Genomic DNA, 15,918 nt, shown 5'->3' with positions numbered 1-15,918 from the left:
CAAGAGGAAGGGCAGGGGTGATGCCGGGTCGGAGGGGGCGGGGCGCGGGTGCGATTGACCTCGGCGCTGCCCGTGCTAAACCGCGCGGCGAACCAACGGGATCGATCAGATGAATCTTTTTGCCGAAATCCGGGGCCTCGTGATCGGGGCGCTGAACCAGTTGCAATCCTCGGGCGAGCTGCCCGAGGGGCTGGCCTTCGACAACGTGGCGGTGGAGCCGCCGCGCGATCCGGCCCATGGCGACATGGCGACCAATGCGGCGATGGTGCTGGCGAAGGCTGCCCGCCGCAGGCCGCGCGACATTGCCGAGGCGCTGGCGCCGATCCTTGCCGCCGATGCGCGCGTGGCAAGCGCCGAAGTGGCGGGTCCCGGTTTTCTCAATCTGCGGCTGGCGCCGGCAGTGTGGCAGGGCGTGGTCGCGGCGGTGCTGGAAGGGGGCGCCGGATACGGGCGTTCGGCGTTGGGGCAGGGGCAGCGGATCAACGTGGAGTTCGTCTCGGCCAATCCCACCGGGCCGTTGCATGTGGGGCACACGCGCGGCGCGGTGTTCGGCGACGCGCTGGCCAGCCTGCTGGAGTATGCGGGCTACGAGGTGACGCGCGAATACTACATCAACGACGGCGGCGCGCAGGTCGATGTGCTGGCCCGGTCGGTCTATCTGCGCTATCTTGAGGCGCTGGGGCAGGAGGTGGCCTTCGAGGATGGCACCTATCCCGGCGACTATCTGATCCCGGTGGGGCAGAAGCTGGCCGAGATGAAGGGCGACGCCTGGGTCGGCCGGCCCGAGGCCGAGTGGCTGGCGGAGATCCGCGATTTCGCGACCCGGGAGATGATGGTGATGATCCGCGCCGACCTGGCGGCGCTGGGCGTCGAGATGGACGTGTTCTTCAGCGAAAAGTCGCTTTATGGCACGGGGCGGATCGAGGCGGCGATCGAGCGGCTGCGCGAGAAGGGGCTGATCTATCGCGGGGTGCTGGAGCCGCCCAAGGGCAAGAAGCCCGAGGATTGGGAGCCGCGCGAGCAGACCCTGTTCCGCTCGACCGCGCATGGCGACGACGTGGACCGGCCGATCCAGAAGTCGGACGGTAGCTGGACCTATTTCGCCCCCGACATCGCCTATCACCTGGACAAGATCGAACGCGGCTTCGACGTTCTGGTGGATGTGTGGGGGGCCGATCACGGCGGCTATGTCAAGCGGATGAAGGCCGCCGTTTCGGCGCTCAGCGACGGGCGCGTGCCGCTGGACGTGAAGCTGACCCAGCTGGTGAAGCTGTGGAAGAACGGCGCGCCCTTCAAGATGTCCAAGCGGGCGGGCAATTTCGTCACCCTGCGCGACGTTGTGGATCGGGTCGGCGCCGATGTGACACGGTTCCACATGCTGACCCGCAAGAACGACGCGCCGCTGGATTTCGACTTCGACAAGGTGCTGGAGCAGAGCCGCGAGAACCCGGTGTTCTATGTGCAATATGCCCATGCCCGGGTGGCCAGCGTCATGCGCAAGGCGGCCGAGGCGGGGCTGGCGGCCGATGATGCAGCGCTGGCCGGGGCCGATCTGTCGAAGCTGGCGCATGAGGCCGAGATCGCCGTGGCGAAGAAGCTGGCCGAATGGCCGCGCCTGGTCGAGATTGCCGCCCGCACCCACGAACCTCACCGGGTCGCCTTCTACCTATATGAGCTGGCCGGGGATTTCCACGCGCTGTGGAATCGCGGCAACGACCTGCCCCAGCTGCGCTTCCTGCAGGAGGGCGACGCGGACACCAGCCGGGCGAAACTGGCGCTGGCCCGGGCCGTGGCCGTTGTCATTTCCGCCGGTCTTGGTATTCTTGGCGTCAAGCCGGCGCAGGAGATGCGGTAACAATTCGCCCGAAGCGCCGGCCCGAGGCAACAGGCAGACACCATCGCGTGCGGTTCGTCCGCATGCGGGGCAGTGAGGCGCACATGGCGAATATCGACTATACCGACGGGCCCGGCCCGCAGCACGCGCCCGCGCAGCCGCGCGGGGAGGGGCTCACGCTCGGGCAGGTGATGAGCATTGCCGGCGCCCTGACGTCGCTGGCGCTGGTGATCGGTGTCGGCGTGTGGGGCTACAGGCTGGTGATGCGCGACGTAAGCGGCGTGCCCGTGGTGCGCGCGCTTGAGGGGCCGATGCGGATCCAGCCCGAGGATCCGGGAGGAGAGGCGGTGGACTACCAGGGGCTGGCGGTGAACCGGATCGCCGCCGAAGGCAGTGCGGCACCGCCGCCCGAGCGGCTGATCCTTGCCCCCCGGCCGGTGGAGCTGACCTCCGAGGACGTGCCCGTGGCCGCCGCCGTGCCCGGCCGCCCGGCGGCGGGGGCAACGGCCGCGGTCGAAGGGGCGACGGGGGGGGCGGTGCAGGGCCTCTCCGACAGCGAGGTTGCCGCGCTGCTGCGCAACCTGACCGGGGCGGATGCGCCCGGCGACGGAACCCCCGCCGATACCTCTGCCGATGCGGGCGGGGCGGCCGGGCAGGTCACTCCCGTGGCCATGCGGGTGGAGGCGCCGCTGCCCGCGGCAACCGGCGCAGTCCCCGCCCCGTCCCGTGACGAGGCTTCGGTCGTGGACAGGGCCGGGATCTCTCCGGCGGTATTGGCCGCGCCCGGCGTCAAGGTTTCGCTGCGCCCACGGCCGCGGCCGCATCCGGCGGTGGCGGTGGCCGAGAACAGCGCGTCGCGGGCGGCGGCGATCGCCGCTGCCTTGCGGGAAGCGACATCCGTCGAGATCGCCGCCAGCGAGTTGCCGTTGGGCACCGCGCTGGCGCAACTCGGTGCCTTCGAGACCGCCGAACTGGCGCGCGACGCATGGGAGCGGGTCAGCACCCGGTTCGGCGATTACATGCAGGACAAGCGGCGTGTGGTGCAGAAGGCCAGCAGCGGCGGGCGGGTTTTCTACCGGTTGCGCGTGGCCGGGTTCGACGACCTCGGCGATGCACGGCGCTTCTGCGCGGCGCTCGAGGCCGAGAACGCGGAATGCGTCCCGGTCGTGTTGCGGTGAGCTTCGGCGCCACGATCCTTGATGCCGAAGGGACGCGGCTGAGCGCCGACGAGAAGGCCCTGTTTCGCGACGCCGATCCCTTCGGTTTCATCCTGTTCGCGCGCAACCTTGAATCCCCGGATCAGATCCGGGCTTTGTGTGCGGAAATGCGCGAAGCGGTCGGGCGCGACTGTCTGATCCTGATCGATCAGGAAGGTGGCCGGGTGCAGCGCCTGCGCCCGCCGCTGGCCCGCGACTGGCCGGCGGCGCTGGATTTCGTGGCGCGTGCGGGCGCGCAGGCGGGGCGGGCGATGTATCTGCGCTATCGCCTCATCGCCCATGAGCTGCGCGACCTCGGCATCGACGGAAACTGCGCGCCGCTGGCCGATCTGGCCTTTCCCGGCACCCATCCCTTCCTGCGGGATCGCTGCTACGGCTCGGATCCGGCCGCGGTGGCGGCGCTGGCGCGCGCAGTGGCCGACGGGCTGCGCGACGGCGGCGTGTTGCCGGTGCTCAAGCATCTGCCGGGGCATGGCCGTGCCGGCGCCGACAGCCATGAAGATCTGCCGCATGTGACCTCCGCGCCCGAGGCGCTGGAGGCCACCGATTTCGCCCCCTTCCGGGCGCTGACCGATCTGCCGATGGGGATGACCGCGCATGTGGTCTTTGAGGCGATCGATGCGGCGCCGGCGACGCTTTCGCCAGCGGTGATGGGGCTGGTGCGCGATTCGATCGGCTTCGGCGGGCTGGTGATGACCGATGATTTGTCGATGCGGGCGCTGGCGGGAGACCGGGCGGCGCTGGCGCGGGCGGCGCTGGCGGCGGGTTGCGACGTGGTCCTGCTGTGCAATGCCGATCTTGCCACCCGCGCCGCCGTGGCCGAGGCCGCCGGGCGCATGACCCCCGCCGCCCAGGCCCGCGCCGAGGCCGCGCTGGCCCGCCGGTCGCGTCCCGGCCCGCTTGACATTCCGGGGGCGGAGGCCGAACTTTCCCGTCTCTTGTGCGGGCAGTCGGATGACGGGATCGGATGACCAGTTCCAGGAAGACCGGATGTCGGTCAGCGAAAGGCTGGCCGCCGAGGCGCTGATCGTCGATGTGGACGGGTTCGAGGGGCCGCTGGACGTGCTTCTGATGCTTTCGCGCACGCAGAAGGTGGATCTGCGGAAGATCTCGGTGCTGACGCTGGCGCAGCAATATCTTGCCTTTGTCGAGCGCGCCCGGGCGTTGCGGCTGGAACTGGCCGCCGACTATCTGGTGATGGCGGCCTGGCTGGCTTTCCTCAAGTCGCGCCTGCTGCTGCCGCCGGACCCGGCCGAGGAGGGCCCCTCGGGCGAGGAGCTGGCCGCGCATCTGGCCTTTCAGCTGGAGCGCCTCCAGGCCATGCGCGATGCCGCTGCCCGGCTGATGGCGCGCGACCGGTTGGGGCGCGATTTCTTCGCCCGCGGCCAGGCCGAGGATGTGACCCGCATCCGGCGCATAAGCTATACGGCCACGCTTCTCGACCTGATGCAGGCCTATGCCCGCATCCGCACCCGCGACGAATTCCGCCCCCTCCAGATGGACCGCGATTCGGTCTTCACGCTGGAACAGGCGCTTGAGCGCATGCGCCCGCTGATCGGTCATGCCGGCAGCTGGACCGATCTTGCCGGCTTTCTGCCCGAAGGCTGGGGGGACGACCCGGCGCGGCGGCGCTCGGCCACGGCCTCGACATTCGCGGCGGCGCTGGAACTGGTCAAGGAGGGGCAGATCGAGATGCGGCAAAGCGAGCAGTTCGCGCCCATCCAGCTGCGCAGGAAGGACAGGCATTGATGCACCGGCCCGAAGACGACGACAGCACCGACAGCCTGTTCGAGGCCCCGCCCATGGCCGAACAGGAACGCATGGTCGAGGCGATGCTGTTTGCCAGCCCCGAGCCGGTGACGATCAGCGACATGGAGGCGCGGATGCCGCATGGCTGCGACGCGGCCGAGGCGGTGGCGCATCTGCGCCGCCGTTACGAGGGGCGCGGGGTGCGGGTGGTCAGGGTGGGCGAGTCTTGGGCGATCCGCACCGCGCCGGATCTGGGGTTCCTGATGCAGAAGGAGACGGTCGAGACCCGCAAGCTGTCCCGCGCGGCGATCGAGACGCTTGCGATCATTGCCTATCACCAGCCCTGCACCCGGGCCGAGATCGAGGAAATCCGCGGCGTCTCGGTCAGCCGGGGCACCATCGACCAGCTTCTGGAGATGGAGTGGATCCGCTTCGGCCGGCGCCGGATGACGCCGGGGCGGCCGGTGACCTTCGTGGTGACGCCGCAGTTCCTGGATCATTTCGGGCTGGAAAGCGCCCGCGACCTGCCGGGGCTGAAGGAGTTGCGTGCCGCCGGCCTGCTGGACAACCGTCCGCCGCTCGGGGCCGCCGAGACCGGCGATGGCGAGGACGATGACGGCGAATCCGGGCAACCCGAGCTTTTCGGAGGCTGAACGCGTCCGCTGCCGTGAAATAGGCGCAATTTCCTGCTACGCTCGCACCGGGCAGCAAGGAGAGGTCTGCGATGAGTGCGAACCGGTTGGTGAACATGATCTTGCGCCGCGTTCTGCGGCGGGCGGTGAACACGGGGATCAATGTCGGCATCGAGGCCCATGCCCGCAGGAAGGGCAGGGGCGCGGCGTCCTCGCCGACCGAAGCCGACCGCGCACAGGCCGCGCAGGCCCGCAAGACCGCGCGCCAGGCCCGGCAGATGGCGCGGCTGGTGAGACGGTTCACCCGTTTCTGACGACGGCATCGAAGGGGCGGAGGTGCTCAGTCGTGACGGCGGAAGCCGCCATAGGCGCCGTGCTTGAACATCAGCCCCCTGCCGGCGGTGAAACTGGCGCGCAGGACCCGGCCGACCACGATCGAGTGGTCGCCGCCTTCGTGGACGGCGTGACGGGCGCAGTCGAAGCGTGCGAGGCACCCCTCCAGGGCGGGCAGGCCGTCTTCGTTCTCGCGCCAGTCGATGCCGGTGAAATCCTCGCCGGTCCCGGCGAAATGGGCGGCCAGCGCCCGCTGATCCTCGGCCATGACGTGAATGGCAAAGCGCTCGGCCGCGGTGAAGGCATCATGGCGCAGCGATGACCGCGCCGGGCACCACAGCACCAGCGGCGGGTCCAGCGAGACGCTGGCGAACGAATTCGCGGTCATGGCCAGCGGCCCGCGCGGTGTCATGGTGGTGACCACCGTCACGCCGGTGCCGAAACAGGCCAGTGCCTCGCGATAGGCCCTCTGGGTGTCGGGGCCGGGAATGATGGTCTTGCTGGTCATCGGGTCGCGCGCGTTTGAGGTTCGCCAAGGGGTGCCACGGCCGCGCGGCTTTGTCCATGCCCGAGGCCCGCAGCCGCCGGCGCGGCCCGTGTCACGGCGGCCACGCGAGGAAAGAGCGCCCGTGCCCACGCGCCCTGCCGTCGGTACCGGTTCGCCGCCGGAGGCGCCGGTCAGGCCGGCGCCCTCTGCCCGATGACGGTGTTCACGATGCGGCCCAGCGTGTCGGCGATGGCGTCGATCCCGTCCATCGCGTCCACCGAATGCAGCACCCCGCGGTCGCGGTAATAGGCGATCAGCGGCGCGGTCCGGTCGTGATAGGCGGCCAGCCGGCTGGCCACCGTTTCGGCATTGTCGTCGGCGCGCCGGTTGAATTCGGTGCCGCCGCACTTGTCGCAGACGCCCTCGGTCGCGGGCCGCTTGAAGCTGTCATGCCAGCCTTCGCCGCAACCGGCGCAGCTGTAGCGGCCCGAGATGCGCTCGACCATCGCCGCGTCCTCGACCTCGAGGCTGATCGCCGCGTTGATCCTCTGCCCCGTCTCGGCCAGCAGCGCGTCCAGCGCCTCGGCCTGCACGGTGGTGCGGGGAAACCCGTCCAGGATCACCCCGCGGGCGCAGTCGGCCTCGGCCAGCCGGTCGCGCAGGATGGCGATGACGATTTCGTCCGAAACCAGTTCGCCGGCCTCCATCACCGCCCTGGCTGCCTTTCCCGCTTCGGTGCCTGCCGCGACGGCGGCCCGAAGCAGATCCCCGGTGGACAGTTGCACCAGCCCGAACCGGTCTTCGAGCATCCGCGCCTGCGTGCCCTTCCTGGCCCCGGGAGGGCCGAGAAGGATCAGGACCGCCGGCGGTGTCGTCGCGACAGCATCCATTGCCGCCCCCCTACTTGCCGGCCCGGTTGGCGATCAGGTCATCCACCACCGAAGGATCGGCCAGCGTCGAGGTATCGCCCAGGCTGCCGAAGTCGTTTTCGGCGATCTTGCGCAGGATCCGGCGCATGATCTTGCCCGACCGCGTCTTGGGCAGGCCCGGCGCCCACTGGATCACGTCGGGGGTGGCGATCGGGCCGATCTCCTTGCGTACCCATTGGCGCAGCTCGTCGCGCAGCTCGTCCGAGGGTTCTTCGCCGGCCATCAGGGTGACGTAGCAGTAGATGCCCTGGCCCTTGATCTCGTGCGGGAAACCCACAACTGCGGCCTCGGCCACCTTGGGATGGGCCACCAGCGCGCTTTCCACCTCGGCGGTGCCCATGCGGTGGCCCGAGACGTTGATCACGTCGTCCACCCGCCCGGTGATCCAGTAGTCGCCATCCTCGTCGCGGCGGCAGCCGTCGCCCGAGAAGTAATAACCCTTGTAGTCGGCGAAATAGGTCTTCTCGAAGCGTTCGTGGTCGCCCCAGACGGTGCGCATCTGCCCCGGCCAGCTGTCCTTCATGCACAGAACGCCCTCGGCCGGGTTGCCGTCGATCTCGGCCCCCGTCTGCGGGTCGAGCACCACCGGCTGCACGCCGAAAAACGGCTTCATGGCGGCGCCGGGCTTGAGCGCATGGGCGCCGGGCAGGGGGGTGAGCAGGTGGCCGCCGGTTTCGGTCTGCCACCAGGTATCGACGATCGGCACTTTCCCCTTGCCGACCACGTTGTGATACCACTCCCACGCCTCGGGGTTGATCGGCTCGCCCACCGTGCCCAGGACCTTCAGGCTGGAAAGGTCGCATTTCTCGACCCACTCGTTGCCCTGGCCCATCAGCGCCCGGATGGCGGTGGGGGCGGTGTAGAACTGGTTGACCTTGTGCTTGTCCACCACCTGCCAGAAGCGGCTGGCATCGGGCCATGTGGGCACGCCCTCGAACATCAGCGTGGTGGCGCCGTTGGCGAGCGGCCCGTAGACGATGTAGCTGTGCCCCGTCACCCAGCCCACATCGGCCGTGCACCAGTAGATGTCGCCATCGTGATAGTCGAAGGTGATCTCGTGCGTCAGCGACGCATAGAGCAGATAGCCGCCCGAGCTGTGCACCACTCCCTTCGGTTTGCCGGTCGAGCCCGAGGTGTAGAGGATGAACAGCGGATCCTCGGCCCCCATCTCGGCCGGCTGGTGGCTGTCCGCGGCGGTTTCGGCCAGCGCGTTGTAGTCGTGATCGCGCCCCTCGACCCAGTTGACTTCGCCGCCGGTGCGACGCACGACGAGGCATTTCACCCCGTCTCCGCATTGCGCCAGTGCCCTGTCGGCATTGGCCTTGAGCGGCGTCCTGCGGCCGCCGCGCGGGGCCTCGTCGGCGGTGATCAGGACCGTGCCGTCGCAGCCCTGGATGCGGGCGGCCAGCGCGTCGGGCGAAAAGCCTGCAAACACCACCGAATGGATCGCTCCGATGCGGGCGCAGGCCAGCATGGCATAGGCGGCCTCGGGGATCATCGGCAGGTAGATTACAACCCGGTCGCCCTTCTTCACCCCCATCCCTTCGAGGATGTTGGCCATCCGGCAGACATTGCCGTGCAGCTCGCGATAGGTGATGTGCAGGGCCTCGTCTGCGGGATCGTCCGGCTCCCAGATGATCGCGGTCTGGTCGCCGCGGCGGGCCAGGTGGCGGTCCACGCAGTTGGCGGCCACGTTCAGCGTTCCGTCCTCGAACCAGCGGATCGAGATGTTGCCGGGTGCGAAGGAGGTGTTCTTCACCTTCGTATAGGGCCTGATCCAGTCGAGCCGCTTGGCCAAGTCGCCCCAGAAGCCTTCGGGGTCGTTGACGGAGGCGGCATACATTTCCTCGTATTTCGCAGCATCGACATGGGCGCGGGCCACGACTTCCGGAGACGGTGGATAGGTTGTGGTCATTTCGAGGCTCCTCCCTCTGGCTGGTCTGTTCGTCGTTTCGGTTCACCGCGGCTGGGGCGGCCGGATTGGAGGTGCAGCGCGCGCCGGCAGCGGTTCCGTTCCGCCGGCGATAATAGAGATGGCTGAAAATATGTGAATAACCTTCGGGAATTTAACGATTTGTTTGTAAATGTTTTCTGCATTCCTGAAAATCTCTGTAAACAAGGGGGGGATTCGCGGGAAAATCCATTCAGCCATAAGGAATTGTCTGTCAACCGGTGCCGGGCGGCGGCGCGGCTGGCGGTAAACGGGCCTGCGCCGGAAGAATGATGCGCCGGACGCGGGCGGTGTGACATATTGTTTCGGAATACCCCGGTATGCCGTGCTGTTGCGCCGTGCCGAGTCGCATCTGCGGGCGCGAGTCCCGCCGGTTCCCGGGCCGGGGGGCTGCCGGGGCTTGGCAGCGCCGGGGGTTGACGCTAGCTTGACCCGCGAGCGGGATGCCACCGCGTCCGCAATTACTTGGGAGGAAACCGGATGAACAAGATCTTTACCGGCGCCGTTGTCGCCACCCTGACCGCAGCCTTCGCTGCCGAGGCGAGCGCGACCGAATGGAACGTGTCGCTCTGGGGCAAGCGGCGGGCCTTTACCGAGCATGTGGAACGGCTGGCCGAGCTGCTCAAGGAAAAGACCAATGGCGAATTCACGCTGAACATCTCTTATGGCGGGCTGTCCAAGAACAAGGAGAACCTTGACGGCATCTCCATCGGCGCCTTCGAGATGGCCCAGTTCTGCGCCGGCTATCACCGCGACAAGAACCGCACCATCACGGTGCTGGAACTGCCGTTCCTGGGGGTGAATACGCTCGAGGAGGAGGTGGCTGTCAGCAAGGCCGTCTATGCCCACCCGGCGGCGCAGAAGGAAATGGCGAAGTGGAACGCCAAGCTGCTGATGCCGTCGCCCATGCCGCAATACAACCTTGTCGGCACCGGCGAGCCGCGCGATACGCTGGAGAAGATGAAGGGCATGCGGGTGCGCGCCACCGGCGGCATCGGCAAGGCCTTCGAGGCGGTGGGCGCGGTGCCCACCTCGGTGACCGCGACCGAGGCCTACAACGCGATGGAATCGGGCGTGGTGGACACGGTCGCCTTCGCCCAGCACGCCCATCTGGCCTTCGGCACCATCAATATCGCCGACTGGTGGACGGAGAACCTCAACCCCGGCACGGTGAACTGCCCGGTGGTGGTGAACATCGACGCCTACGAGGCACTCAGCCCCGAAGAGCGCGAGGCGCTGGACAGCTCGGTTGACGAGGCGCTGGACTACTACCTCGAGAACTACGGCAAGCTGCTCGACAAGTGGGACACGATCCTCGAAGAGAAGAAGGTCAAGAAGGTCCGCATCAGCGACGAGGAGCTGGCCAAGTTCCGCGCCGTGGCCGCGCCGGTCCGCGACCAGTGGATCAAGGACATGACCGCGCAGGGCATCCCCGCGCAGGAGCTTTATGACCTGGTGCAGGATACGCTGAAGAAGACGCGCGCCGGAAACTGATTCCGGCATCGGGCCGGGCGCCGCGATGCGCCCGGCCCTGCCCATCTTCCAACGGAAACCCGTGTTCCCTCTGAAAAAGGACATTGCCCCATGGCCGGACATTCTTCGGTTCTGGCGGATGGCAGCCGTCTGAGCCGCCTCGACCGGCAGCTGCTGAGGGCCGAACGCTTCATGGCCCTGCTTTCGGGTCTTGCCGTGTTCGGGCTGATGGTGCTGGCGGTGGTTTCGGTCGGAGGCCGCAACCTGTTCAACCGCCCGCTGCCCGGTTACGTGGACTGGATCGAACAGGCCATGCCGCTGATCGCCTTCCTGGGGATTTCCTTCGTTCAGCGCGAGGGCGGGCATATCCGCATGGACATGCTTATCGGCAAGCTGCGCGGCCGGGCGCTGTGGCTGGCCGAACTGATCTCGGTGGTGCTGATCTTCGTGCTCATGCTGGCGCTGGTCTGGGGCAGCTGGGCGCATTTCCTGCGCAGCTTCGATTTTGCCGCGCCGATGTGGAGCAATGACAGTTCGATCGACATCGGCCTGCCCACCTGGCCGGCCAAGCTGATGGCGCCGGTGGCGTTTGCGGTGCTGTGTCTGCGACTGCTGCTGCAGATCTGGGGCTTTGGCCGGGCCTTCGTCCTGGGGGCGGCGAACCCGGTGGCGGTGCCGCTGATCCAGGATACCGCCGAGGTCGCCGCGCAGGAGGCCGAGCAGCTTGAGGGACACGAATAGATGGACACGATCGACATCGGCCTGTGGGTGACCGGCGGGATGCTGGTCATGGTCCTGATGGGGATGCGGGTGGCCTTCGCCGCCGCGCTGGCGGGGCTGGTGGGGCTGGTCTGGATCTTCTGGGCCAAGTTCGGCTACGCTCCCGACAAGTTTTTCAAGGCGCTGACGGTGGGGGTGAAGATCGCCGGCCAGGTGCCCCAGTCCAAGGTGTCGAGCCAGGCGCTGAGCCTCATCCCCGTCTTCATCCTGATCGGCTATCTGGCCTATTACGCGGGGCTGACGCGGGCGCTGTTCGAGGCGGCCAAGCGCTGGATCGCCTGGGTGCCGGGGGGGCTGGCGGTCTCGACCGTCTTCGCCACCGCCGGCTTTGCGGCGGTGTCGGGGGCCTCGGTGGCCACGGCGGCGGTCTTTGCCCGCATCGCCATCCCCGAGATGCAGTCCATCGGCTACAACAAGCGTTTCGCCGCCGGGGTGGTGGCGGCGGCCGGCACGCTGGCCTCGATGATCCCGCCCTCGGCGATTCTGGTGATCTACGCCATCATCGTCGAGCAGGACGTGGGCAAGCTGCTGCTTGCGGGCTTCATCCCCGGGGCCTTTTCGGCCTTCATCTACGCGGTGCTGATCATCGGCATCGCCACCATCTTCAAGAGCGTAGGCCCCCCGGTGGGCGGCTTCAGCTGGCGCGAGCGCCTGGTCTCGCTGCCGCCTGCGCTGCCGATCATCTTCGTGGTCGTGATCATCATCTTCTTCGTCTACAACCCCTTCGGCGATGACGCCTGGGGCACGCCCACCGAGGGCGGCGCGCTGGGGGCCTTCGTGGTGTTCTGCATGGCGGTGTGGAAGGGGATGCGCTGGAGCGAGCTGAAATCGGCGCTGCTGGAGACCGCCAAGCTGACGGTGATGATCTTCACCATCATCTGGGGGGTGCTGATCTATGTGCGCTTCCTGGGCTTTGCCGACCTGCCCGGCGCCTTCGCCGACTGGATCACCTCGCTGCGTTACCCGCCGATGCTGATCCTGGTCTTCATCCTGCTGGCTTATGCGGTGCTGGGGATGTTCATGGACGCCATCGGGATGCTGATCCTGACGCTGCCGGTGGTCTATCCGGCGGTGATGGCGCTCAATGGCGGCGAAGCGGTCTCGGCCGCCGACAGCGCCTTCGGCATGTCGGGGCCGATGGCGGCGATCTGGTTCGGCATCCTCGTTGTCAAGATGGCCGAGTTCTGCCTGATTACCCCGCCCATCGGACTCAACTGTTTCGTGGTCGCCGGCGTGCGCCCGGACCTCAGCGTGCAGGACGTCTTTCGCGGCGTCACCCCCTTCTTCATCGCCGACGCGGTGACCATCGCGCTGCTGGTGGCGTTCCCGGCAATCGTGCTCTACCTGCCGTCTCTGGCCATGTAGCGGGCCCCGCCCGCCCCCTGCGTCTTCCCGTGAAAGCCGCCGCATCCCGACCGGGACGCGGCAGCAATTCGCATGTGGGAGGCAACCGCCCGCCCGTGCGCCCGCCCATTCGCCGGCCCGTGCGCGGGGCCGAGGGGGTGGGGCAAATCGGCAAATCTTGATGGCCGTCAATGTGCCTCCCGCAGGTCCTTGAAAAGAATACGGGTACGATCGCGTTCCTCTCCGGCCGGCAACGACCGCAGGAGAGTCCATTCTTCTGGGAGAAGCCGATGAGTACATCTCGATCAGGCGGTCATATCCGGTTGGCGCTGTTCTCCGCGCTGCTGTCGGGGTCCACACTCGTGTTTCCTGCGACCACCGCGGCTCAGGAATTCGGGCCGGTCGCAGCGCCGGAAGTCAACGCGGTGCGCGCCGAGCTGGGCAAGCGCCTATTCTTCGACAAGCGCCTGTCGGGGGACGCGGCGCTCAGCTGCAGCAGCTGTCACCAGCCCGACAAGGCTTTCACCGACGGGCTGGCGCTCTCCGAGGCCTATCCCGGCTCCAGGGGGTTCCGCAACACGCCCACCCTGATGAACACGGCGCTGAGAGCGAACTGGTTCCATGACAGCCGGATCGGCACCAACCTCAACGACGTCACGCGCGAGAACCTCACCGAAGACTACATCATGAACATGGACATGCGCCTGATGCAGGAACGCATCAAGCAGGATCCGGTCTATGTGGAGATGTTCGAAAAGGCCGGCTTGGGCGAGCCTTCGAACGGTGGCGTGCGCAAGGCGATCCCGGAATATCTCAAGACGCTGATCTCGCGCAGCGCGCCCTTCGACAAGGGAGAGATGAGCCCCGCCGCGCAGCGCGGGTTCGAGCTGTTCAGGGGCAAGGCGGGCTGCGCCACCTGCCACAGCGGTCCGCTGTTCACCGACGACAAGGTGCACAATATCGGCGTGCCGGAAAACCCGGACCTGTGGTCGGACCCGATGCGGCACATGACCTGGGTCGCCTTCGCCAGCTTCATGGGGGTCGAGAACTACATGAACGTGCGCCGCGACGTGGGCGCGCAGATCCTGCGCCACCCCGCCGACGGCCGCGATATCGGCTCGTTCCGCACGCCGACCCTGCGCGAGCTGAAATACACCGCGCCCTACATGCATAACGGCGTGTTCGACACGTTGTTCGAGGTGGTGTCCTTCTACAACCAGGGCGGGGGCGACGACCCCAACAAGGATCCCCGGCTCAAGCCGCTGGGCCTGACGCACGCGGAACAGAAAGACATCGTGGCGTTTCTCGATTCGCTTTCGGGCGATCTGCTGAACACGCCCGAATTCGTTCCGGCCGCGCCCGTTCCCACCAATTACGACGCCATCGAGAGCTGGCGTGAAACGACCAACTGAGGCGGGAGAGAGACGATGACGATGCCAAAGACGATTTCCGCCCTTCTGACCGGTGCCGCGCTGGGGCTGGGTGCCTCGGGCATGGCGCTGGCGGCCGAGGACTTCCCGCCGCTGGCCCCCCTGCCGGACACGCCGCCGATCCCGCTGGACAACCCGCAGAGCGAGGCCAAGGTGCAGCTGGGCAAGATGCTGTTCTGGGATCCGCGCCTGGGTGGCGATGCCTCGACCGCCTGCGTGAGCTGCCACAACCCCGACCAGGGCTGGGCGTTCGGCGATGCGCTGTCGCGGGGCTATCCGGGCACGGTGCACTGGCGCAACAGCCAGACCGTGATCAACGCCGCCTTCCTGGGCAAGCAGTTCTGGGCCGGGGCCGCCAAGTCGCTTGAAAAGCAGGCGCCATCCGCCGCCAAGGGCGCGGTAGCCGGGAACGGCGAAAACGACGTGATGGAGGCGCGCCTTGCCTTCATCCCGGAATACCGCAAGCGGTTCCGGGAAGTGTTCGGGCCGGGCTATCCCAGGATCGACGACGCCTGGCGGGCGATCGCGGCCTTCGAGCGGACCCTGATCGTCAACGACACGCCGGTGGACCGCTATCTTCGCGGCGACAAGTCGGCGCTGAGCGAACAGCAGCTGCGCGGGATGGCGCTGTTCAACGGCAAGGCCGGCTGCATCCAGTGCCACAACGGCGCGCTGGCTTCGGACGAGAAATACTACAATCTGGGTGTGCCGCCCGCCGAGCGCTGGGAAGAGGACGGCTTGGCGCAGATCACCTTCCGTTACGAACAGTACGCCAAGGGCGTGACGCAGGAGATCTACCGCAAGATCAAGGACGATGCCGGGCTCTACTACCGGACCAAGCTGCCCGAGGACATGGGCAAGTTCCGCACGCCGGCCCTGCGCTACACGCTTTATACGGCGCCCTACATGCACAACGGCGCATTCTGGGATCTGGAAGAGGTCGTCCGGTTCTACAACGCCGGTGGCGGTGAGAACGAGTTCACCGACGGCACCATGGCCGCGAACAAGACCCCGCTGCTCAGGCCGCTGGGCCTGAGCGACGACGAGGTGGCCGACCTGGTCGCCTTTCTCGAAGGCTTCAGCGGCGACGAGTTGAGGGTCGAGGCGCCCACCCTGCCGCCCTACGGGCCGCTGGACGACAATTGAGCCCGAAGAGAAGGAAACATGACATGACACGCAACACGCCTCGGAAGGACGGGCTCTCCGGCAGGAGCGCCGCCAGCAGGATCGGGCACAAGTGCCTGATGTCGAGACGGAATTTCCTGATGACCTCCGGCGCGACGACGACGGTGATGGTGACGCTGGATCCGGGAACGGTATTCGCCCGGCAGATGCAGGGGCAGATGACGGCCTATCCCCGCAAGTTCGTGACCAGGCTGTCGGCGCTGAAACAGGACGAGCCGTTCGACTTCTCCTATCCCGACGAGGGGATGTATTCGGAAAACATGGTGGTCAAGCTGGGCACGCCCGCCGGCGGCGGGATCGGCCCGGACAAGGACGTGGTCGCCTTCAACTATGCCTGCACCCACCAGGGCGGGCCCCTGAACGGCAGCTACAAGGCGGACACCAAGTCGCTGGGCGCCTGTCCGCTGCACCTGAGCACCTACGACCTGACGCGGCACGGGATCCTCATTTCGGGTCAGGCCTACCAGAGCCTGCCGCAGATCCTGCTCGAACTCGACGGTGACGACATCTACGCCACCGGCGTCTTCGGGTTGATCTTCGGCCGTCACGACAACCTGCAAGGCTGAGGGAGCGG

General features: G+C 67.5%; 15 protein-coding genes. 12 read left to right on the top strand and 3 right to left on the bottom strand.

All coding sequences use genetic code 11. The features are described from left to right. Nucleotides 1–109 precede the first annotated feature (109 nt). From argS to ACZ5CM_RS10030, 6 genes are all read left to right on the top strand, one after another. Entirely contained in the window at nt 110–1,855 is a 1,746-nt protein-coding gene (gene argS / locus ACZ5CM_RS10055; protein ID WP_464638248.1) for an arginine--tRNA ligase, read from the top strand. Nucleotides 1,856–1,938: 83 nt separating this feature from the next. After that, nucleotides 1,939–3,012, top strand: coding sequence for an SPOR domain-containing protein (locus ACZ5CM_RS10050; RefSeq protein ID WP_464638245.1), 1,074 nt, complete (start codon nt 1,939–1,941; stop codon nt 3,010–3,012). Beyond that, nucleotides 3,009–4,022 (top strand): beta-N-acetylhexosaminidase, encoded by a 1,014-nt coding sequence (gene nagZ / locus ACZ5CM_RS10045; RefSeq protein WP_464642569.1) that lies wholly within the window; start codon nt 3,009–3,011, stop codon nt 4,020–4,022. The genes ACZ5CM_RS10050 and nagZ overlap by 4 nt, the downstream gene beginning before the upstream one ends. Further along, nucleotides 4,006–4,800, top strand: a complete 795-nt coding sequence (locus tag ACZ5CM_RS10040) for a segregation and condensation protein A (protein WP_464638243.1) — start codon at nt 4,006–4,008, stop codon at nt 4,798–4,800. The genes nagZ and ACZ5CM_RS10040 overlap by 17 nt, the downstream gene beginning before the upstream one ends. Further along, complete coding sequence (gene scpB, locus ACZ5CM_RS10035) at nt 4,800–5,453, top strand: SMC-Scp complex subunit ScpB (protein ID WP_464638240.1); 654 nt, start codon at nt 4,800–4,802, stop codon at nt 5,451–5,453. Before ACZ5CM_RS10040 ends, scpB begins: the two co-directional genes overlap by 1 nt. 71 nt (nt 5,454–5,524) lie before the next feature. After that, the gene (locus ACZ5CM_RS10030; RefSeq protein WP_464638238.1) at nt 5,525–5,746 is read left to right on the top strand and encodes a hypothetical protein; all 222 of its coding nucleotides are present in this window, start codon (nt 5,525–5,527) and stop codon (nt 5,744–5,746) included. A gap of 26 nt (nt 5,747–5,772) precedes the next feature. Here the strand turns inward: ACZ5CM_RS10030 and ACZ5CM_RS10025 are convergent, their stop codons facing one another. From ACZ5CM_RS10025 to acs, 3 genes are all read right to left on the bottom strand, one after another. Continuing rightward, nucleotides 5,773–6,273, bottom strand: a complete 501-nt coding sequence (locus tag ACZ5CM_RS10025; protein WP_464638236.1) for a flavin reductase family protein — start codon at nt 6,271–6,273, stop codon at nt 5,773–5,775. Nucleotides 6,274–6,443: 170 nt separating this feature from the next. After that, the gene (locus tag ACZ5CM_RS10020) at nt 6,444–7,142 is read right to left on the bottom strand and encodes an adenylate kinase (RefSeq protein WP_464638234.1); all 699 of its coding nucleotides are present in this window, start codon (nt 7,140–7,142) and stop codon (nt 6,444–6,446) included. A gap of 10 nt (nt 7,143–7,152) precedes the next feature. Then, nucleotides 7,153–9,096: an acetate--CoA ligase gene (gene acs / locus ACZ5CM_RS10015; protein ID WP_464638232.1), complete on the bottom strand. Its 1,944-nt coding sequence runs from the start codon at nt 9,094–9,096 to the stop codon at nt 7,153–7,155. Nucleotides 9,097–9,612: 516 nt separating this feature from the next. Between acs and ACZ5CM_RS10010 the strand changes: the two genes are divergently transcribed. From ACZ5CM_RS10010 to ACZ5CM_RS09985, 6 genes are all read left to right on the top strand, one after another. Next, nucleotides 9,613–10,626: a C4-dicarboxylate TRAP transporter substrate-binding protein gene (locus ACZ5CM_RS10010; RefSeq protein WP_464638230.1), complete on the top strand. Its 1,014-nt coding sequence runs from the start codon at nt 9,613–9,615 to the stop codon at nt 10,624–10,626. Nucleotides 10,627–10,716: 90 nt separating this feature from the next. Continuing rightward, nucleotides 10,717–11,346: a TRAP transporter small permease subunit gene (locus tag ACZ5CM_RS10005; RefSeq protein WP_464638227.1), complete on the top strand. Its 630-nt coding sequence runs from the start codon at nt 10,717–10,719 to the stop codon at nt 11,344–11,346. Continuing rightward, nucleotides 11,347–12,750, top strand: coding sequence for a TRAP transporter large permease (locus ACZ5CM_RS10000; protein WP_464638224.1), 1,404 nt, complete (start codon nt 11,347–11,349; stop codon nt 12,748–12,750). Between the two features lie 269 nt (nt 12,751–13,019). Continuing rightward, entirely contained in the window at nt 13,020–14,141 is a 1,122-nt protein-coding gene (locus ACZ5CM_RS09995) for a cytochrome-c peroxidase (RefSeq protein WP_464638221.1), read from the top strand. 15 nt (nt 14,142–14,156) lie between these two features. After that, complete coding sequence (locus ACZ5CM_RS09990) at nt 14,157–15,305, top strand: cytochrome-c peroxidase (protein ID WP_464638218.1); 1,149 nt, start codon at nt 14,157–14,159, stop codon at nt 15,303–15,305. A gap of 23 nt (nt 15,306–15,328) precedes the next feature. Continuing rightward, entirely contained in the window at nt 15,329–15,910 is a 582-nt protein-coding gene (locus ACZ5CM_RS09985) for an arsenate reductase (azurin) small subunit (protein ID WP_464638217.1), read from the top strand. Nucleotides 15,911–15,918: the final 8 nt, after the last annotated feature.

It is taken from the genome of Piezobacter thermophilus (assembly GCF_055386745.1).
The sequence above is the reverse complement of the archived record's forward strand: the minus strand, read 5'-3'. Positions and strand labels throughout refer to the sequence as shown.